The 20,000-nt window shown below is 71.4% G+C and carries 14 protein-coding genes; 10 read left to right on the top strand and 4 right to left on the bottom strand.

Annotated features, from left to right (window positions below; translation table 11 throughout):
- The first annotated feature begins 109 nt into the window (after window positions 1-109).
- Window positions 110-1,498, top strand: coding sequence for a DUF1996 domain-containing protein (locus Actob_RS27500; RefSeq protein WP_284914728.1), 1,389 nt, complete (start codon window positions 110-112; stop codon window positions 1,496-1,498).
- 617 nt (window positions 1,499-2,115) lie between these two features.
- On the opposite strand, the gene Actob_RS27495 is transcribed toward Actob_RS27500, so the two are convergent.
- Window positions 2,116-2,595: a DUF305 domain-containing protein gene (locus Actob_RS27495; protein ID WP_284914727.1), complete on the bottom strand. Its 480-nt coding sequence runs from the start codon at window positions 2,593-2,595 to the stop codon at window positions 2,116-2,118.
- A 358-nt stretch (window positions 2,596-2,953) separates the two neighbouring features.
- Between Actob_RS27495 and Actob_RS27490 the strand changes: the two genes are divergently transcribed.
- The 3 genes from Actob_RS27490 (at window position 2,954) to Actob_RS27480 (ending at window position 8,373) form a co-directional block, all read left to right on the top strand.
- Entirely contained in the window at window positions 2,954-6,361 is a 3,408-nt protein-coding gene (locus Actob_RS27490; protein WP_284914726.1) for a discoidin domain-containing protein, read from the top strand.
- A gap of 144 nt (window positions 6,362-6,505) precedes the next feature.
- Window positions 6,506-7,138, top strand: coding sequence for a TMEM175 family protein (locus Actob_RS27485; RefSeq protein ID WP_284914725.1), 633 nt, complete (start codon window positions 6,506-6,508; stop codon window positions 7,136-7,138).
- A gap of 173 nt (window positions 7,139-7,311) precedes the next feature.
- On the top strand, window positions 7,312-8,373 hold the full coding sequence (locus Actob_RS27480) for a spore photoproduct lyase family protein (protein ID WP_284914724.1): 1,062 nt from the start codon (window positions 7,312-7,314) through the stop codon (window positions 8,371-8,373).
- A gap of 104 nt (window positions 8,374-8,477) precedes the next feature.
- On the opposite strand, the gene Actob_RS27475 is transcribed toward Actob_RS27480, so the two are convergent.
- Window positions 8,478-9,185, bottom strand: a complete 708-nt coding sequence (locus tag Actob_RS27475) for an SDR family oxidoreductase (protein ID WP_284914723.1) — start codon at window positions 9,183-9,185, stop codon at window positions 8,478-8,480.
- A gap of 93 nt (window positions 9,186-9,278) precedes the next feature.
- Here Actob_RS27475 and Actob_RS27470 point away from each other — a divergent pair, with 93 nt between their 5' ends.
- Complete coding sequence (locus Actob_RS27470; RefSeq protein WP_284914722.1) at window positions 9,279-9,662, top strand: MerR family transcriptional regulator; 384 nt, start codon at window positions 9,279-9,281, stop codon at window positions 9,660-9,662.
- Between the two features lie 132 nt (window positions 9,663-9,794).
- On the opposite strand, the gene Actob_RS27465 is transcribed toward Actob_RS27470, so the two are convergent.
- The gene (locus Actob_RS27465) at window positions 9,795-11,288 is read right to left on the bottom strand and encodes an MDR family MFS transporter (protein ID WP_407653719.1); all 1,494 of its coding nucleotides are present in this window, start codon (window positions 11,286-11,288) and stop codon (window positions 9,795-9,797) included.
- Window positions 11,289-11,415: 127 nt separating this feature from the next.
- Between Actob_RS27465 and Actob_RS27460 the strand changes: the two genes are divergently transcribed.
- The 4 genes from Actob_RS27460 (at window position 11,416) to Actob_RS27445 (ending at window position 18,189) form a co-directional block, all read left to right on the top strand.
- Complete coding sequence (locus tag Actob_RS27460; protein WP_284914720.1) at window positions 11,416-11,985, top strand: TetR/AcrR family transcriptional regulator; 570 nt, start codon at window positions 11,416-11,418, stop codon at window positions 11,983-11,985.
- Between the two features lie 197 nt (window positions 11,986-12,182).
- Entirely contained in the window at window positions 12,183-13,382 is a 1,200-nt protein-coding gene (locus Actob_RS27455) for a serine hydrolase domain-containing protein (protein WP_284914719.1), read from the top strand.
- Window positions 13,383-13,485: 103 nt separating this feature from the next.
- Entirely contained in the window at window positions 13,486-16,743 is a 3,258-nt protein-coding gene (locus tag Actob_RS27450) for a TIM-barrel domain-containing protein (protein WP_284914718.1), read from the top strand.
- A gap of 201 nt (window positions 16,744-16,944) precedes the next feature.
- Window positions 16,945-18,189, top strand: a complete 1,245-nt coding sequence (locus Actob_RS27445) for a flavin monoamine oxidase family protein (protein WP_284914717.1) — start codon at window positions 16,945-16,947, stop codon at window positions 18,187-18,189.
- Between the two features lie 20 nt (window positions 18,190-18,209).
- Here the strand turns inward: Actob_RS27445 and Actob_RS27440 are convergent, their stop codons facing one another.
- Window positions 18,210-18,566, bottom strand: a complete 357-nt coding sequence (locus Actob_RS27440; RefSeq protein ID WP_284914716.1) for a DUF6578 domain-containing protein — start codon at window positions 18,564-18,566, stop codon at window positions 18,210-18,212.
- Window positions 18,567-18,764: 198 nt separating this feature from the next.
- On the opposite strand from Actob_RS27440, the gene Actob_RS27435 reads away from it, so the two are divergent.
- The gene (locus tag Actob_RS27435; RefSeq protein ID WP_284914715.1) at window positions 18,765-19,961 is read left to right on the top strand and encodes a glycosyltransferase 87 family protein; all 1,197 of its coding nucleotides are present in this window, start codon (window positions 18,765-18,767) and stop codon (window positions 19,959-19,961) included.
- Window positions 19,962-20,000 lie beyond the last annotated feature (39 nt).

Raw genomic sequence — 20,000 nt, 5'->3', positions numbered from 1 at the left:
TCGGCACGTTCCGGAACCTCAAACCATTGACGGGAGTCCGGTCCTGCTCGTTGACTGGAAAGCGCTCTCCAAGCGTACGTACCGTCCTCCGAACCTTGGGAGATCCCCCGTGCACAAAACGAAGCTGCTGGCGCCGTTAGCGGCGCTCGCTCTGCTCAGCGCCGTGCTGACCGTCACCCAGTCCGCCTATGCCGCCGACTCGCTGCTGTCCCAGGGTCGTCCGGCGCTCGCCTCGTCCACCGAGAACGGCGAGTCGCCGGCGATCGCCGCCGTCGACGGCCGCTCCGACACCCGCTGGGGCAGCCAGTGGGCCGACCCGCAATGGCTGCGCGTGGATCTCGGCGCCACCGCCACGATCACGCAGGTCAAGCTGGAGTGGGAGGCCGCGTACGCGAAGGCCTTCCAGATCCAGACCTCGCCGGACGGCAACGCCTGGACCACCATCTACAGCACCACCACCGCGACCGGTGGCAAGCAGGCCCTCACGGTCAACGGCTCCGGCCGCTACGTGCGGATGTACGGCACCCAGCGCGGCACCGGATACGGCTACTCGCTGTACGAGTTCCAGGTCTACGGAACGTCGACGGCCACCCCGCCGCCCACCGACGGGCCGGGCTACGTCTACGCGAATCCGCCGGTCACCGGCGTGGTCCCGTCCACCGCGACGCCACCCGCGCAGAACCCGCCGGTCACCCACCGCGAGTTCCAGGCGAACTGCTCGGTCAGCCGGACCAACCTCGGCGACGACCCGATCGTCTTCCCGAACCTGCCCGGTGCCTCGCACTCGCACACCTTCATGGGCAACCGCACCACCAACGCCAGCACCACCCTCGCCTCGCTGCAGTCCGGCACCACGTCCTGCATCACCCCGGGCGACAAGACCGGCTACTGGATGCCGACCCTGTTCAACGGCACCACCGCCGTGCAGCCGGACGGCCCGCAGGTCATCTACTACAAGAGCGGCGTGATCGACTACACCAGCGTCCGCCCGTTCCCGCCCGGCCTGCGCTACGTGGTCGGCAGCCCGAACTCGACGCTCGACGAGTTCCGCAACCACCCGGGCGCTGTCGAGGGCTTCGAGTGCGGCGACTCCACCCGCAACTGGGACATCCCGGCGAACTGCGTGGCCGGCTCCCAGCTCAACGTCCGCTTCCAGGCCCCGAGCTGCTGGGACGGCATTCACCTGGACACCCCGGACCACAAGAGCCACATGGCGTACCCGATCGTCGGCGTCTGCCCGGCCGATCACCCGGTCGCCGTCCCGATGATCGAGTTCAAGATGGCCTGGCCGGTCAGCGGCAACCTGGCCAACGTCCACTTCGCCAGCGGGCGAGGGTACTCGTTCCACTACGACGTGTACAACGCCTGGGATCCGGCGGTGCTGGCCGCCCTGGTCAGCCACTGCATCAACGGCGGGCTGCAGTGCAACCCGCGCGGGTTCGACCAGTACAAGCCGGAGCGTGGGGCGGCGCTGAACGAGAACTACGAGCTGCCGTAGTTCCTCGATCGCTGCCTGCCCGGAGGTTGTGGGGACTCCTCCGGGCAGGCGGCTTTTCCCTGTTCAGGTGCGTGTGGCGGCTCGGCTCGCCGGCCAATGGGCCGGCCGCCGTCCGGACCGCTGCAGAGGACGCGGTCCGCGGGTCGCCCGGAGCGATGCCAGTTCCCGGTACGCCGCACGGCCGCCCCCAGCTGGCGTTGACGGTGGTGTCCCGAGCCCGAACACCACCGTCACGGCCAGCCCGGACCTGGCGGCTGGCGCTGACGGTGGTGTCCCGGGCCCGGATGCCACCGTCACGGCCAGCTCGGACCTGGCGGCTGGCGCTGAGGGTGGTGTCCCGAGCTCGGACACCACCGTCACGGCCAGCCGGTGCGGGTGGCTGGTGGTGGGGGTGGTGTCCCGGGCCCGGATGGCACCGTCACGGCCAGCCGGTGCGGGTGGCTGGTGGTGGGGGTGGTGTCCCGAGTCCGGATGCCACCCTCACGGCCAGCTCGGGGCCGCGAACAAGGGGATATTGACGAAAGCAGGGGCCTGGTCGGTGCGGGCCGGGGATATGTGGTTGCGGAACCGGGGGACGGGATCGGCGGGATCGGATAACAACTTTATGGCGGATTATTTCAGGGATATTTTTGTAACTTGGTGAGCGCCGACTCCCGGGATTTCAGAATGCGCGCCGCGAGGGCTTTGGTGCGAGATTCCGAGCCGGCGCTCCGCTCGCTGGTGGCCAACTGCTTGCCCTGCTCCAGGTGCTCCCGCAGCGCCTTGGCGAGCAGCGCGTCGAAGCCCGCGCCCCGCGTCCCGGTGGCCGAGGCGAGCAGTGACGGCGTCACCATCCCGGGCATCGGCATGCCCTCGTGCGGGTTCTCCGCCGGCAGCCGGGCCTCGTCGTGCAGCTGTCGCAGCGTACCCAGCTCCTCCTCGGTGAACGCCGTGACCTGGGCGGCCAGGTCTTTCAGGGCTGGCGAGGCGCCGTTCGCGGGGGCCAGGGCGAGCAGCGGCAGCAACTCCTCGTCCATCGCGATGTTGATCTCGAGCCAGGCAAGGTCAGTGCCGCCGAACGCGGCCGGAGCGCCCGGTCCGGTGCCGGAAGGCGGCACGGAGGCGGGGACGCTCTGCGGCGGCGAGGCCGAGGCGGCTCCGAAAGGCGAGGCCGCTCCAAACGGCGAGGCGGACGCCGGGAAAGACGAGCTGGACGCCCCGAAAGACGTGGCGGAGGCGGGCGCCGCACCGGGGGAGCCGCATGCGCCCACGCCCAGCAGCAGGGCTGCGACAAGGAGCCGGGGATTCGGTTTCACGGCCGGAGCTTGCAGTTCCGGAACCGGTCATGTCAATGGGAAGTATTGACCTCCGGCAACATGAGCGAAACAATCGCGTTCGCTTGGAGAGCGCTTTCCCTGCCTCCGGTTTCCGGGACAGGCCCCCCGTCCGCACTGCTTTCCCCCTTGGGGTGTGATCATGAAACAGAGACCCAGACCGGCCCTGCTGGCGGGTGTCCTCGCCATGCTGCTCGGCCTCGCCACGGTCGCGGTGACCAGCGTGGCCAGCGCCGCCGACGCGCTGCTCTCCCAGGGCAGGCCGGCCCTCGCCTCGTCGGTCGAGGGCGCCGACGTCTCCGCCGACAAGGCTTTCGACGGCGACGCCGGCACCCGGTGGTCCAGCCAGTTCGCCGACCCGCAGTGGATCCGGGTGGACCTGGGCGCCACCGCCACGATCAGCAAGGTCACGCTGCAGTGGGAGGGGGCGTACGGAAAGGCGTACAAAATCCAGACCAGTCCGGATGGGACTGCCTGGACCGACGTCTACGCGACGACCAGCGGCGCCGGCGGCACCGAGGAGCTGACCGTCAGCGGCAGCGGGCGCTATGTCCGGCTCTACGGGACGGCCCGCAGCGGCGGTTACGGCTACTCGCTCTACGAATTCAAGGTCTACGGCTCGACCGGCGGCACCCCGGGCGGCGAGTGCACCACCAACGCGGCTCAGGGGCAGCCCGCCACGGCCTCCTCGCAGGAGGGCGCGGACGTGAGCGCCGACAAGGCGTTCGACGGGAACACCGGCACCCGGTGGTCCAGCCAGTTCGCCGACCCGCAGTGGATCCGTGTCGACCTGGGCGCCACCAGGGCGATCTGCGGCGTGGTGCTGAACTGGGAGGGGGCGTACGGAAAGGCGTACCGAATCCAGACCAGTCCGGACGGGACCACCTGGACCGACGCCTACGCGACGACGACCGGTGCCGGCGGCACGGAAAACCTCACGGTTTCGGCGAACGGCAGATATGTCCGGCTGTACGGAACCGCACGCGCCTCGGGCTACGGCTACTCGCTGTGGGAGTTCAAGGTCCTGACCGGCGGCGGATCCACCACCACGCCGACCACCCCGCCCACCCCGGACCCGAACTTCACCACCGTCTGGCAGGACGACTTCGACGGTACGGCGGGCACCTCCCCGAATCCCGCCAACTGGCTGCTGCGCACCGGCACCCAGTACCCCGGCGGCGCCGCGAACTGGGGCACCGGCTCGGTCGAGACCGCCAGTGACGCCACCGCCAACGTCGCGCTCGACGGCAGCGGCAAGCTGAGCATCAAGGCGATCCGCGACGGCGCCGGCAAGTGGACCTCGGGCCGGCTGGAGACGCAGCGCGCCGACTTCACCCCGCAGCCCGGCGAGATGCTCAAGTTCAGCGCCGTGCTCAAGCAGCCGGGTGTCGCCAACGCCGCCGGTTACTGGCCGGGCTTCCGGGCGACCGGCGCCGCCTACCGCGGCAACTACACCAACTGGCCGTCGGTCGGCGAGACCGACATCATGACCGACGTCAACGGCCGCGACCAGCTCGCCCAGACGCTGCACTGCGGCACCGCACCGGACGGCCCGTGCGCCGAGTACACCGGGCGTTCCTCCGGGTTCGCGTCATGCGTCGGCTGCCAGGCCGGATACCACGAGTACTCGCAGGTCATCGACCGGACCAAGACCGACGAGGAGATCCGCTTCTACCTCGACGGCAAGCAGACCTGGGTGGTCCGCGAGTCCCAGGTCGGCGTCACCGCCTGGAACGCGGCCGTGCACCACGGCTTCTACCTGCGCCTCGACCTGGCGATCGGCGGCTCGCTGCCGAACGCGGTGGCCGGCTCCACCACGCCGACGGCGGAGACCACCAGCGGCGGCGTGCTCAGCGTCGACTCGGTCACCGTGGCCCGGCAGACCGGCACGACGCCGGCCGCGATGACCGATCCGGCGGTGCTGGCCGGGCCCAGCGTCGTCAAGGTCACCGGTACGCAGGGCAACTGGACACTGACCGTCAACGGCACGCCGTGGCAGGTCAAGGGCATGACGTACGGGCCGCCGCAGGCCGCCGCGGACGGGTACATGCGGGACCTGAAGAACATGGGCGTGAACACGATCCGGATCTGGGGACCGGACGCCAACACGCCGCTCCTGCTCGACACCGCGGCCCGGTTCGGGATCAAGGTGATCGTCGGGCTGTGGCTCAACCACGGCGCCGACTACGTGAACGACACCGCGTACAAGACGTCGGCCAAGACCGACGTGCTGAACTGGGTGAACCAGCTCAAGGGGCGGCAGGGCGTGCTGCTGTGGGACGTCGGCAACGAGGTCATCCTGGAGATGCAGAACTACGGGCTGTCCGCTGCCGAGGTCGAGGCACGGCGGGTCGGTTACGCCAAGTTCGTCGACGAGCTGGCCGAGGCGATCCACGCGGCCGACACGAACCACCCGGTGACCTCGACGGACGCCTACACGTACGCGTGGACGTACTACAAGCGGTACGCCCCGGCGCTGGATCTGCTGGCGGTCAACTCGTACGGGGCGATCGACACGGTCAAGCGGGACTGGATCGCCGGCGGCTACACCAGGCCGTACCTCCTCACCGAGGGCGGCCCGGCCGGCGAGTGGGAGGTGCCCAACGACGCGAACGGGGTGCCGAACGAGCCGTCCGATCTGGCGAAGAAGGCCGGTTACGCGTACAGCTGGAATGCGATCAAGGGGCATGCGGGTGTCGCGCTCGGCGCCACCGAGTTCCACTACGGCCTGGAGAACGACTTCGGCGGCGTGTGGCTGAACACCACCACCGGTGGCTGGCGACGGCTCGGCTACGCGGCGCTGCGGGAGGCGTACACCGGTCAGCCGGTGCCGAACACCGCTCCGGAGATCTCCGCGATGACTGTCTCCTCGAGCACGGCGGTCCCGGCCGGCGGTACCTTCACCGTGGGCGTCAGCGCCTCCGACCCGCAGGGTGACGCGATCCGCTACAACCTGATGGCCAGCGACAAGCACATCAACGGCAACAAGGGGTTGCGGTACCTGACCTACACCCAGACCGCCGACGGCAAGTTCACCGTACGCGCGCCGGAGACCCTCGGCGTGTGGAAGGTGTACGTCTACGCGTACGACGGTCAGGGCAACGTCGGGATCGAGCAGCGCTCGGTGAAGGTGGTCCCGCCCGTCCTGCCCGGCACCAACCTGGCCAAGGGCAGGGCGGCGACCGCGTCCACCTACCAGCCGACCGGCACCAACGGGCCGCAGCTGCCGTCCTACGCCGTCGACGGCGACTACGGCACCCGCTGGGCGAGCGAGTGGGTCGACACCGCGTGGCTGCGGGTCGACCTGGGCTCGGTGCAGTCGTTCGACCACGTGGCGCTGGCGTGGGAGGCGGCGTACGCGACGTCGTACCAGGTCCAGACGTCGAGCGATGGCACCAACTGGACCACGGTGTACGCGACGGCGGCCGGTGACGGCGGGTTCGACAACCTGGCGGTCACCGGCTCCGCCCGCTACGTCCGGGTGAACAACACGGCACGGGCCACGGCGTACGGATATTCGCTCTACGAATTCGGTGTCTACAAGTCCTGACGGACCGCTGGAGCGCACCCGGCCGCACGCCGGGTGCGCTCCAGCACCCGGTCCGGCGGAGTTCGGTGATGGCCGGTGCGGTGCCGCGGGAACCCGCCGGGACGGGAGAGACCAGGCACATGGGTCCCGGGCATACTGTCGCGCATGATCGAACCTGAACAGCCGGCCGCCTCGACGGAGCGTCTCGTCCTCTTCACCGATGCGGTAGCCGCGATCGCGATCACCCTGCTCATCCTGCCGCTCCTGGAGACCCTCGCCGACGTCGAGGAACACACGGACCTGAGCGAGCTGATCCGGGAGAACCTTCCCGGATTCGGCGCCTTCCTGCTGGGTTTCGCCGTGATCTTCCGGTTCTGGTGGGGCCATCACCGGGTGTTCGGCCATCTGTCCCGGTTGAGCGGGCCGATCGTGATCCTCAGTGGGCTGTGGACCCTGTCCATCGTGATGCTGCCGATCCAGACCGCGATCATCACCGACTTCCCGCCGTCCAGCGGCACCGTGGCGCTGTACTGCGGCACCATGCTGCTGGCCGTCGGGGCACTCGCCACGTTGTCGGCCTACGCGTACCGGCACCCGGAACTGAGTGCCGGCCGGACTCCGCTCCCGTTCCCGGTGGTGACCGGTTCGCTGGTGACCTTCGGTGCGCTGCTGCTCGCCGGGGTGATCGGCGTCGCCTTCCCGCAGATCAACTATTGGGCGTTCTTCCTGCTGTTCCTCACCGGGCCGGTGGAGAAGCTGTTGCGGTCGCGCCGCCGCCGCGTCCGGCAGAGCGTCTGACGGCTCGCCGGATGGCTGCCGGCGGGTGCCGCAACCTCGACCACGACGCCGTGCCGCTGGTGCATCCGCGACGGGTGTCGCGGTGAGCCGGGCCGGCTCTCCTCGTGGAAGGACGTCGTGACCGTGCCGCGATTCCCCGGAAATCCGGCCATCAACGGTATTCTCGACAGGCCATGACTGGGGAGTTGCTGGACATCCGCCGGATCTACGTCGAGCCGGCCGCCGCCGAGCTGCCGCGTGGCAAGGAGATCCTGGCACGCTTTCCGGACGCGCAGCGGGTCGAGGTCGAGTCGCACCACCGGATCCCGGAGCTGTACGGCGCCGAGACCAACGTGCGGCGGTGGGTGCGGATCAAGCGGGAAGCCCTGGTGCTCGGGGTCAAGAAGACGCTGACCGCACGGCCGAACGGGCGGTCCGCCGACTTCATCGCGCCGTCCACCGCGAACGGGTGCGCGATGGCCTGCGCCTACTGTTACGTCCCGCGGCACAAGGGCTACAGCAACCCGATCACGGTGTTCGCCAACATCGACAAGATTGCCGGCTATCTGCAGCGGCACGCCGGGCGGCAGGGAAGCAAGCCCGCGCCCAACGAGTGCGATCCGTTCGCCTGGGTCTACGACATCGGGGAGAACTCGGACTGCTCCGTCGACGCCCGGATCAGTGACAACGTCCGCGATCTGGTCGAGCTGTTCCGCCGGCTGCCCAACGCGAAGGCGTCGTTCGCCACCAAGCACGTGAATCGGGACCTGCTCGACTGGGCGCCGGGCGGTCGTACCCGGATCAGGTTCTCGTTGATGCCGCCGCGCGATGCCAAGATCCTGGACATCCGGACCTCGCCGATCGCGGAGCGGATCGCCGCGATCGACGAATTCGTCGCGGCCGGCTACGAGGTGCACGTCAACTTCAGCCCGGTGGTGGTCCGGGACGGCTGGCTCGGCGACTGGGCGGAGCTGCTCGACGAGCTCGACGCCGGCCTCGGGACGGCGGCGAAGAAGCAGCTCGCGGCCGAGGTGATCTTCCTGACCCACAATCGGGATCTGCACGACGTCAACCTGGGCTGGCATCCCCGGGCCGAGGAGCTGCTCTGGCGCCCGGACCTGCAGCAGCCGAAACGCTCGCAGAACGGCTCGTGGAACGTGCGGTACCGGACCGGCGAGAAGGGCCGGCACGTCGCGGCGCTCACCGGTCTGATCGCCGAGCGCGCGCCCTACCTGCGCATCCGCTACGCGTTCTGACGGCGAGGATCAGCGCTCGCGGTGACGCCCGTTCCCGGACGCCACCGCGAGGACCCGCGTGAGGTCGGCGATGCCGGCGTGGCCGCCGACGAGCCCTTGACGGCTCAGGCGGTCAGCGACGACCGATAGAACTCGTGCGGGTCACGGGAGAGCGCCGCCTTGACGGTGGCGCTCCACTCGTCGACGACCACCTCCAGGCGGCCGGCCTCGACGCCGTCCAGCGCCGCGCGGACCACCTGCGCCGGGTCGAGCAGCGGCCCGTCGTACCCGGCCATCATGTCGGTGTCGGCCGCTCCCAGGTGTACGCCGGTCACCAGGGTCCTCTGCTTGGCCAGTTCCAGGCGCACCCCGTTGGTCAGGCTCCATTCGGCGGCTTTGGCCACGGCGTAGGCGTTGGCGCCGTCGTAGGAAAACCAGGACAGCGCGGAGAGCACGTTGAGGATCGCGCCGCCGCCGTTCGCCGCGAGCAGCGGGGCGAACGCCCTGATCATGGCCAGGGTGCCGTAGAAGTGGGTGTCCAGCTCCAGCCGGATCCGGTCCAGATCGCCGGTGACCAGGTTGGTGTAGGTCGAGACGCCGGCGTTGTTGATCAGCAGGTCGACGTCGGTGGCGGCGGACGCCACCGCCGCGACCGACGCGGGGTCGGTGATGTCCAGCCGCAGCGTCTCGACGCCCGGGATGTCGATCTTCTCTGGGGTGCGCGCGGTGGCGTACACCTTGCGTGCGCCGCGCTCCAGCAGCTGCCGGGCGAACTGCCGGCCGAGGCCGCGGTTGGCACCGGTCACCAGGGCGACGGAGTCAGTGATCTTCATTTCTCCTCCTCGGGAACGTGCCGATACGCTAAAACCTGACGTTGACGTCAGAGGCAAGAGCGGGTGGCCCGGGTCACCGGGGAGGGGTGCGGTATGCGTATCGGGGAGCTGGCCGACCGGACCGGCGTGAGCGTGCGCGCTCTGCGGTACTACGAGGAGCAACAGCTGCTGTACGCGGTTCGCAGCCCGAGCGGCCAGCGCCACTACCCGGACACCGCCGTGGAGCGTGTCCACCTGATCCAGCAGCTGTACGCGGCCGGCCTGTCCAGCAGAACGATCCACGACCTGCTGCCGTGCGTCGACGCGGGCGTCAGCACGCCGGAGTCGGCCGCCCGCCTGGTCGCCGAACGCGACCGGATCGACGAGCAGATCGCCGGCCTGATCGCGACCCGTGACCGCCTGGACGCGGTGATCGCCTCGACCGGCGACTGCCGTGCGGTGCCGAGCGGCGCCGCACCGCGCCGGGCCGGCAGCTGACGAAGGGTCGGTTCGGCACCGGGCGGCCTGGCGAACGGGGCGACAGGTCCGGTCATCCGGCCACGTCATCGCCGCGATCCGGGCAGCCGTGACCACGGCTGCCCGGATCAGCGCCCAGGCGGGCGCCGCCGGTCACGCACTCTGCAACTCGGCGGCCGGCTCGGGTTTCGGCGCATCGGCGAACCCGCGCAGCGGCACGTGCCGGATGAGGAGCGCGATGACGATGCCGGCCGCGGCCGCCGCGGCGCCCCAGGTGAAGGCGGCGCTGACGCCGTCGCTGACGGCGACGGAAAAGGCGTGCCGGACGTTCTCCGGCAGGCCGCGCAGCATGGCCGGGGTCATGCTGCCCGCCGAGGAGGCGGCCTGCCCGCTGCCGCCCAGCGAGTCGATCAGGTGGTTGGTGTAGAGCGTGGTGAGCAGCGAGACGCCGAGCGAGCCGCCCATGTTGCGCAGGAAGGTGGCCGCGCCGGTCGCCGCGCCGATGGCGTGCACCGGCGAGCTGTTCTGCGCGATCAGCATGGTGGTCTGCATGAGGCAGCCCATCCCGGCGCCGAGGATCGCCATGAACACGCCGGTGGTGAGGCGCGAGGTGCCGGTGTCCATGGTGGCGAACAGGGCCAGGCCGGTGGTCATCAGCACGGTGCCGGCGATCGGCAGCGCCCGGTACCTGCCGGTCCGGGTGATCACCTGGCCGCCGACGAGCGAGACCACCATGGCGGCGAGCATCATCGGCATCAGCAGCAGGCCGCTGTTGGTGGCCGAGGAACCCTGCACGTACTGCTGGAACTGCGGGAGCAGGGTGATGCCGCCGAACATCGCGAACCCGACGATCAGGCTGAGCACGCCGGCCAGGGTGAAGTTGCGGTTGGCGAAGACCGAGAGCGGCATGATCGGCTCGGTGGCGCGGCGCTCGACCAGGACGAAGGCGGCGAATGCCAGCAGGGTGACCGCGGCCAGGCCGAGGATCTGCGGGGAGGCCCAGTCGTACTCGCTGCCGCCCCAGGTGGTGATCAGGACCAGGGTGGTGATCCAGGCGCTGAGCAGCCCGGCGCCCAGCCAGTCGATGCGCACCTGACCCTTGCCGCGGGGCAGCTTGGCCAGCACGAACCAGCAGACCGCCAGGGCGACCACGCCGAGCGGCAGGTTGACGTAGAACGCCCAGCGCCAGTTCAGGTTGTCGGTGATGAAACCGCCGACCAGCGGACCACCGATCATGGCGACCGGCATGACGGCCATCATCACGCCCTGGTACTTGCCGCGCTCGCGAGGCGGCACGATGTCGGCCAGCACCGCCATCACGCCGACCATCAGGCCGCCGGCGCCCAGGCCCTGGACCGCCCGGAACGCGATCAGCTCGCCCATGTTCTGCGACATGCCGCAGAGCGCCGAGCCGATCAGGAAGATCGCGATCGAGGAGAGGAAGGTGATCCGCCGGCCGAGCAGGTCGCCGAGCTTGCCCCAGATCGGGGTGGCGACGGTGGAGGCCAGGATGTAGCCGGTGGTCACCCAGGCCAGATGGTTCAGGCCGTCGAGATCGCCGACGATGGTGGGCAGGGCGGGCGCCACGATCATGTTGTCCAGCATGGCGAGCAGCATCGCGATGACGAGGCCGCTCATCGTCACCATGATCTCGCGGTGAGTGAAGCGGGTCGGTGTGGTCACGGCAGGGCATCCTTCGGTAGTCTACTTACCGGCCGGTTAGTAGCCTACTTGCCGCACGGTAAGTTGGCAAACGAGAAAAGAGTGAGCGGCGATGGGTGCGGCAGGACAGCGGCGAGGCGTCGACACGAAGGCGAAGATCCGCGGGGTGGCCATCGAGCTGTTCACCGAGCGCGGTTACGAGGCCACCTCACTGCGCGAGATCGCCGAGCGGCTGGGCATCACCAAGGCGGCGCTGTACTACCACTTCAGCAGCAAGGAGAGCATCGTCCTGTCGATCTTCCAGGCGCACCTGGACGCGCTGGACGCGCTGGTCGCCTGGGCCCGCGAGCAGCCGCCCGGGCCGGAGCTGCGCGCCCAGGTCGTCGACCGGATGGTCGACCTCGGCCTGGGCAGCGGCATGCCCGCCATGAAGTTCGCCATGGCCAACCAGCACGTGGTCCGCGACCTGAACCAGCAGCAGGGCCGGGAGAACGCGTTCGGCAAGATGACCGAGCTGTTCGACATCGTGACCGGGCCCGACGCGTCCGTCGCCGAGACGCTGCGGATCCGGTCCGCCCTGCTCAGCGTCAACATCGTGCTGATGGCCTCCCGCGGCCTCACAGTGAGCGAGGAGGAGCTGGGCGCGGTCGCCCGCGACATCGCCCACAGTCTGCTGGCCTGACCGCGGCGGCGCGGATCGGCCCGTCCGGACATCGTCGATCATCCAGGCGTCCCGGAGGCGCTCGCGCGGCCTGCCGCGCCGGCGCCCGCGTCGCGAAGCCGCACCGGACGGATCATGCGGCTCGATAACCGTCGGGTTATCCGGCGTTGCGCGGCTCGTCGTTGATGGTGTCCCGGCGGCACACCATCCTGAGGATCATGAATTTTCCGACAGCGAAACTGCGCGACGTCCTGCGGCGCCACGTCGACTCCGGCCGGATCCCCGGGCTGGTCGCCCTGGTCAGCCAGGGCGACCGGACCCACGTCGAGGCGATCGGCACGATGCGCCACGACGGCGGCCCGCCGATGCGCCGGGACACCATCTTCCGGATGGCCTCGACGTCCAAGCCGGTCACCGTCGCGGCGGCGATGGTGCTGCTCGACGAGTGCCGGCTGCGCCTGGACGACACCGTGGAGCAGTGGCTGCCCGAGCTCGCCGACCGGCGGGTACTCAAGCGCATCGACAGCCCGCTGGACGACACCGTGCCGGCGCACCGGCCGATCACCGTCCGGGACGTGCTGACCTCCACGTTCGGTCTCGGGATGGACATGACGGTGCTCGGCACCCCGATCATGGCCGCGATCTTCGAGCAGGGCATCACGCCCAACCTGCCGGTGCCGATGCCGGAGCCGGACGAGTGGATGCGCCGGCTCGGCACCCTGCCGCTGATGCACCAGCCCGGTGAGCGCTGGCAGTACCAGATCGCCAGCGACCTGCTCGGGGTGCTGGTCGCCCGGGTCTCCGGCCGGCCGTTCGAGGCGTTCCTGCGGGAGCGGATCTTCGAGCCGCTGGGGATGGCCGACACCGGGTTCCACGTGCCGGCCGACCAGCTGCACCGGCTGCCGCCGCTGTACGCCCCCGACCCGCGGACCGGCGAGTTCCACGTCTGGGACCCGGCCGAGGGTGGCCGGCACAGCACACCGCCGGCCTTCCCGGGCGGCGGCGGTGGCCTGAACTCCACCGCCGACGACTACCTCGCCTACTTCCGGATGCTGCTCGACCACGGCCGGCACCGCGGCGAGCGGATCCTGTCCCGGCCCGCCGTCGAGCTGATGACCACCAACCGGCTCACCCCCGAGCAGCAGGCCGCCCGGACCGCCATGGCCCGGGACAACGTGCACATCTCGTTCGGCCAGGGGCAGCACGGCGGGTGGGGCTTCGGGATGGCGGTCCGCACGTACCGCGGTGACTACGCGCCGGTCGGCCAGTTCGGCTGGGACGGCGGCGCCGGCACCTCCACCTACGCCGACCCGGCCAACGACCTCGTCGGCATCCTGCTCACCCAGGTGGGCGCCTCCAGTCCGGACTCGACCCGCGCCTTCCACGACTTCTGGACGACCCTCTACCAGGCGATTTGAACAACCCGGTTTGGGTACGACGTGAGCGGCCGCCCCCGGTTCCGGAACCTGAAATCGACAACCGTCCATTGACACGGTCCCGCCGCGGCGGGAGGCTCGCTGCGTGTCGACCCGAGGATTCGTCTCCCGGACGGCGGCCTGGCTCGCCCTCCTGCTGCTTCTCGTGATGACCCCGGGTGCGGCGCTCGCCGCGCCCCGGGCCCCGCATACCCACAGTCAGACCGTCCGCGCCGGTCACCTGCGCGTCCAGGTCCTCAGCCCGACCCTGCTGCGCCTGGAATACGCCGCCGACGACACCTTCGAGGACCGGGCCACCTTCAACGCCGTCGACCGAGACCCGCCCCGGACGTGGTTCACCGCGTCCACCCACGGCGGCGAGCTGCGGGTCACCACCAGCGCCGTGACCCTGCGCTATCGGCTGGACAGCGGCCCGGTCACCGCCGCCAACACCAGCCTGGAGCTGCGCGTCGGCGGCCGCCCGGCCACCGTGCACCCGGCCTTCGGCGAGCCGGCCCGGTCCGGCGCCCTCGGCGGCTGGTACCGCGGCCTGGACTACTACGCCGGGCAGGCCGGACCGGTCGAGCAACTGGACCTGCACCCCGGGATGCTCAACCGGGACGGCTGGTACCTGCTCGACGACACCGCCACCGCCCTGCGCACCGGCGACGGCTGGATCGCCGCCCGGCCCGCCCGCACCGGTGCCTACCAGGACGGGTACCTCTTCGGCTACGGCCACGACTACCCGCGCGGCCTGGCCGACCTGCGCGCGCTCACCGGCCCGTCGGTGCTCCCGCCGAAGTGGGCGTTCGGCACCTGGTTCTCCAAGTACCAGGCCTACAGCGCCGACGACTACCGCACCCGGCTGCTGCCCGCGTTCGCCGAGCACCAGGTCCCGCTCGACTCGCTGGTGATCGACACCGACTGGAAGGCGCCGAACCAGTGGGCCGGCTGGAACTGGAACACCACGCTGTTCCCCAAGCCCGACGAGTTCCTCGACGAGCTGCGCGCGAAGGGCGTCACCAGCACCCTCAACGTGCACGCCGCGATCTCCGGCGCCGACCCGCGCTTCGCCGCGGCGCAGGCCGTGGCGAAGGGCAAGCTGACCCCGGCGGCCAGCAGCTTCGCGCCGGACCCGTACCGCTTCGACTGGAGCGACCGGGATCAGGCGGCGGCCTGGGCCGGGCTGCACAAGACCTTCGAGGACCAGGGCGTACGCCAGTGGTGGCTGGACTACTGCTGCGACGACAGCCGGGTCACGGTGCCCGGCCTCACCGCCGACAGCTGGGTCAACGAGCTGTACCGGCGCGCCGGCGAGGCCGGTGACCGGCGGGGCTTCTCGCTGTCCCGGATCGGGGCGTCGTTCCCGGACTACACCACGCCCGGCCCGTCCGGTCCGTGGGCCGAGCACCGCAGCACCGTTCACTTCACCGGCGACACCCGCCCGGACTGGGCCACCCTGGCGTTCGCCGCGGCGATGACCCCGGCCGAGGCGAGCATCGGGATGTCCTACGTCAGCCACGACATCGGCAGCTTCGCCGGCAAGCACCTGCCCGACGACCTCTACCTGCGCTGGGTGCAGCTCGGCGCGTTCCAGCCGATCCTGCGCCTGCACTCCGACCACGGCGACCGGCTGCCCTGGGAGTACGCCGACACGGTCGGCAAGCCGGCCGCCGACTTCCTCCGCCTGCGCGAGTCGCTGGTGCCCTACCTCTACACCGCGGCCCGGCAGACCTACGACACCGGCATGCCGATGGCCCGCGCGCTCTACCTGCGCTGGCCGGAACTGGACGAGGCCTACCGGCACGACACGCAATACCTGCTCGGCGACTCGCTGCTGGTCGCGCCGGTGACCACGCCGGGGCTGAGCACCACCACCCCGGTCTGGTTCCCGCCCGGCACCTGGACCGACTTCTTCACCGGGGCCACCTTCCGCGGGCCGGGCACCCGGACCGTCGCCGCCACCCCCGACCACATGCCGGTCTACGTGCGGGCCGGCGGCATCCTGCCCACCGCCGCACCGGCCGCGAACGTCGCCGCCCAGCCCGCGGACCGGCTCACCCTGACCGCCTACCCGCACGCGTCCGGCAGCACCGTGCTCTACGACGACGCCGGCGACGGCCTCGGTTACCGCACCGGCGGGTACACCAGCACCCCGGTCCGCTACGACGAGGGCCGGCGCGGCGCCGCGCTCACCGTCGGCCCGGCCGGCCGCGTCCGCCACTACACGGTCCGGTTCGCCGGGGTGTCCCGCCCGCACCTGGTCACGGTCGCCGGCCGGCCCGCCCCGTTCACCTACGACGCGGCGAAACACCTGCTCGGCGTCGAGGTCGCCGGGGGCCGGGCGATCACCGTGCGGCACGACGGCGTACCGCTGACCGTCGGCCGGCAGCCGGCCGTCGACCTGACCCTGACCGCCCCCGACGGCCTGCAGTCCGGCGCCACCAGCCGGCTGGTCCTGGCGGCGCACAACGCCGGGCCGGGGACCGTCACCGGGCTGACCGGCTCGATCACCGCGCCGGACGGCTGGGTGATCAGGCCGCGTACCGCTACCACCGCGGGGTCGCTCGCGCCCGGCGCCGACTTCACCGTCACCTACGACGTGACCCCGGCCGGGCCGTCGCCGCGCACCGCGGCGGTGACCGGGCACCTCGCCTACCGCAACCCGGACGGCAGCGCGGCGGACCTGCCCGCGGCGCTCACCGTGCCGGTCCGCCCGGTAGCCGTCACCTTCCGGGTGCTCGCGCCACCCGGCACCCCACCGGACGCCACCCTGTACCTCCCCGGCAACATCACCGAGCTCGGCCCGTGGGATCCCGGCAAGGTCGCCATGACCAACCGTGGCAACGGCATCTGGGAGGCCACCGTCACGGTCCTCGACGGCACCGACATCCAGTACAAGTACACCCGCGGCACGTGGGAGACGGTCGAGGACTGGGGCTCGATCACCGGCACGAACAACCGCGCCGTCACCGTCGACGGCGGCATCACCCGGACCATGCTGGTCGACGACACCGACACCCGGTGGGGCGTGCCCGGGGTGCCCGACAGCCACCTGGCCATCCAGTACTGGCGCGACCCCCTGGTCGTCGGCACCGCCGCGGCCCCTACCGCGGTGACCGTCACCTTCCAGCGCGACATCCAGCCCACCGGGACCGGCTACGGCTCGTCAATAACGGTCACCGGTCCGTCCGGCCCGGTCGCCGGAACCACCGCCGAACCGGCACCCGGCGCCCTGGTCTGGACGCCCGCCACGGCGCTGCCGGCCGGTGGCTACACCCTCACCGTTGACCAGGTGAGCAGCACCGGTCCCGGCGGCGTCCCGATCCGCAAGCCCTACACCAGCACGTTCACCATCCCCTAAGTCAAGATCAAGACCGCTTTCCGGTACGGCTGGAACACCACCGTCTCCTGGGTGGGTGCTCCAGCCGTACCGGAAAGCGGCTGTCGCAAGCCGCAGCGTGCGATGCGCCGGACAGCGATCCGGATCGGTCTTTGGGCGCACTCGGCGGCGGGGCGCAAATCGGCGCGAGGGACCCGGCCGGGCGCTGATACCCTGCCGCGCATGTCTGACACGGCTCGTCTGCTCGGTTCCGCGGTCTCGCACTGGGCGCGCGACCCGTGGGCCCGGGGCTCGTGGAGCCTGATCGGCAGGCACGCGACCCCGCAGGACCGGATCGCGCTCGGCACACCGGTCGGGCAGCGGCTGCGGATCGCCGGGGAGGCGACGCATCCGACCCGGGCGGGGATGACGCACGGGGCGTACGAGAAGGGTGTCGAGGCGGCCGTCTGGGCAGCGGACCTGGGGCATGCGCGGGTGGCCGTGGTGGGTGCCGGGATGGCCGGTCTCGGCGCCGGCCGGACGCTCGCGGAGCGTGGCGTCCAGGTGTGCGTCTTCGAGGCACGGGACCGGATCGGCGGGCGGACCGCCGGGGTGGACGTGGCCGGCGGCGCCTTCGACCTGGGGGCGAACTGGCTGCAGCAGTACGACGAGAACGTGCTGGCGCGGCTGGCGGAGCGACTGGGGCTGCGCACCGTGGTCACCGATTTCGCGGACCCGCTGGTGCTGGGCGGCCCGTCGATACCCGAGGGCATCGAGGACGACCTGCGCAAACGGCTGGCCGGGGCGGCACCGGACGCCGGGCTCGCGGAGGTGCTCGACGACTGGCTGGGTGACCCGGCACCGTGGACGACGGAGCAGATCCACCGGTTCATCGACGCCGAGATCGTGATGGACTCGGGCGCGCCGCTGTCCTGGCTCAGCGCCCGGCACGGCTTCGAGCCGGGGGTGGGCGAGGGGGATCGGTGGATCGCCGGCGGCTATCGGCTGCTGACCGGGCACCTGGCCGAGGGCCTCGACATCCGGCTCGGCCACCCGGTGCACGACATCCGTGTGGAGGCCGGCGGGGTGCTGCTCAACGGCGAGTTCGCCGCCGACGCGGTGATCGTGACCGCGCCGCTGCCGGTGCTCGCGGCCGGCGCCGTCACCTTCGCGCCGCCGCTGCCGGCGCCGCACCGGGCGGCCCTGACCCGCCTCGGCGCGGGCCGGGTGGAAAAGGTGATCCTGCGCTTCGACGAGCGTTTCTGGCCCGAGCACGGCTACTACCGGGTGCACGGGCCGGAGCGGACCTCGATCAGTGAGTGGCTGGACGCCACCGCCGCCGACGGCACCCCGACGCTGGTGGGGTTGTTCGCCGGGCACTGGCTCGGCACGCTGTGGACCGGCACGGACGACGAGATCGCCGAGCGGGCGGCCGGCATCATCCGGGAGGCGACGGCGCGGCACGGGAGAGATCGCCGCGGCGAGTAGCCGCCGCCGTCCGGCGGTGATCAGCAGACGACTCGCAGGCGGACGAGGAAGCCGGCGAACGAACGGTCGCCGTGTTCCTCGACGAAGGGGCGTGCCGCGGCGACCCGCCGGATCAGCCCGGATCCGGGAACCGGAGCCGGGTCGTGCCGGCAGTGCAGGGTGTCGATGGCCCGGACGACGCCGCGCACCAGCGGGCCGCCGGTGCCGTGGTGGCCCTCGGCGGCGTCGATCGGCGGCGTGGCGCGGGGCAGCACGGGTGGCAGCCAGTCCAGGCCGGTGGCCGGCCAGCGCAGCGACCAGGCGACCGGGGACCCGGCCTCGAACGGCTCGCCGCAGCAGTCCATCTCCCAGCCGGGCATCCAGATGTTGATCTCCACCCGGCGATTCTGGCAGGTGCTCGTCCCGCCCCCCCGATACGTCACGCGGTGATCGCGGCCCGGGCACTACGATGCGATCATGTTGTCCGGTATGGCGTCGATCGCGCGGAATCCGCCAGAGGCTGGCGTGGTGTCCCGCCGGCACGCGCACCGGTGAGGGTGTCCCGCGGACTCCGGCAGGCCGCTCCGGTCCTGGTCGTGGTCGTTGTCGCGGCTGTCCTGGCCGGGCTGGCGGACTGGGCGCGCGTTCCGGCGAAGCTGAGCTTCCACGGCGGCTTCGTCGACCTCTCCGTCTATCGGTACGGCGGCCGGCTGGTGCTCGACGGCCTGCCTGTCTACGGCTCCCGGGACCCGGCCACGCACCTGCGCTTCACCTACCCGCCGTTCGCGGCGGTGGCGATGGTGCCGCTCGCCGGGCTGCCGGGCTGGCTGGCCACGGCGCTGTGGACCGGGGCGTCGGTGGGCGCGCTGGCCGGGACCGTCGCGGTGGCCGGGCGAGCACTCGGCCGTCGCGTCGCGGGCCGGTCGGTCGCCCTGCTGACCGTCGGCGCGCTCGCGCTGGAGCCGGTCTGGCAGAACCTCACCTTCGGCCAGATCAACCTGTTGCTGATGCTCGCCGTCCTCGTCGATCTGGTGCGTCCCGACCGGCGCTGGTCCGGCGTGCTGGTGGGCGTCGCGGCCGGGGTGAAACTGACACCGCTGGTGTTCGTCGTGCTGCTGGTGCTGGCCGGCCGGCGCGGGACGGCGGCGCGGGCGCTGCTGGGCTTCGCCGGCACCGTCGCGATCGGATTCGCGGTGGTGCCCGGCGCGGCGCGCACCTACTGGACCGACGATCTGGTCCGGGCCGGCCGGGTCGGTCCTCCGGAGTTGACCCACAACCAGTCGGTGTTCGGCGCGCTCACCCGGCTGCTCGACCATCCACCGCCGACGGTGCTGTGGCTCGCCGTCGCCGGACCGATCGCCCTGGCGGTGGTGGGCGTGGCCGCCGTGTGCTGGCGCCGTGGCGACCGGGTGCTCGGCACCGGACTGGCCGGGCTCGCCATGCTGCTCGCCTCGCCGGTCTCGTGGTCCCACCACTGGGTCTGGGCCGTGCCCGTCGGGCTGGCGCTGTGGCAGCGCAACCGGTGGGCGGCCATCCTGTGGACGGCGGTCTTCGTGGCCCGGCCGTTCGTCTGGCCGCCGTGGGGCGACCGTCGCGAGTACGGCTGGCGTCCGATCGAGCACGTGCCGGGCAACGCCTACCTGCTCGCCGCGCTCCTCCTCACCGCGTGGGTGGCGGTGCGGATCGCCCGCCCGGCGTGGCTCGTCCCCTCCGGGCGGCAGGGGCCCAGCGCGGGCGGCGTCCCGCGTGATCGGGACGCGCGCCGCCGCGACATTCCGGCGGTCGGCGCGTAGCACCGGGGGTTGTGCCGCACATGTAGGTCCGGATGCACC

The organism is Actinoplanes oblitus (assembly GCF_030252345.1).
Classification (GTDB): Bacteria; Actinomycetota; Actinomycetes; order Mycobacteriales; family Micromonosporaceae; genus Actinoplanes; species Actinoplanes oblitus.
Note: the sequence above shows the minus strand (reverse complement) of the source record. Positions and strands in the feature narration are given on the sequence as shown.

What these genes read in the sequence shown, in the direction of transcription:
- Actob_RS27480 (WP_284914724.1), top strand. Translation starts at nt 7,312, where the DNA reads ATGACTGGGGAGTTGCTGGACATCCGCCGGATCTACGTCGAGCCGGCC.
- Actob_RS27445 (WP_284914717.1), top strand. Translation starts at nt 16,945, where the DNA reads ATGTCTGACACGGCTCGTCTGCTCGGTTCCGCGGTCTCGCACTGGGCG.
- Actob_RS27490 (WP_284914726.1), top strand. Translation starts at nt 2,954, where the DNA reads ATGAAACAGAGACCCAGACCGGCCCTGCTGGCGGGTGTCCTCGCCATG.
- Actob_RS27460 (WP_284914720.1), top strand. Translation starts at nt 11,416, where the DNA reads ATGGGTGCGGCAGGACAGCGGCGAGGCGTCGACACGAAGGCGAAGATC.
- Actob_RS27465 (WP_407653719.1), bottom strand. Translation starts at nt 11,288, where the DNA reads ATGGTGACGATGAGCGGCCTCGTCATCGCGATGCTGCTCGCCATGCTG.
- Actob_RS27485 (WP_284914725.1), top strand. Translation starts at nt 6,506, where the DNA reads ATGATCGAACCTGAACAGCCGGCCGCCTCGACGGAGCGTCTCGTCCTC.
- Actob_RS27455 (WP_284914719.1), top strand. Translation starts at nt 12,183, where the DNA reads ATGAATTTTCCGACAGCGAAACTGCGCGACGTCCTGCGGCGCCACGTC.
- Actob_RS27470 (WP_284914722.1), top strand. Translation starts at nt 9,279, where the DNA reads ATGCGTATCGGGGAGCTGGCCGACCGGACCGGCGTGAGCGTGCGCGCT.
- Actob_RS27475 (WP_284914723.1), bottom strand. Translation starts at nt 9,185, where the DNA reads ATGAAGATCACTGACTCCGTCGCCCTGGTGACCGGTGCCAACCGCGGC.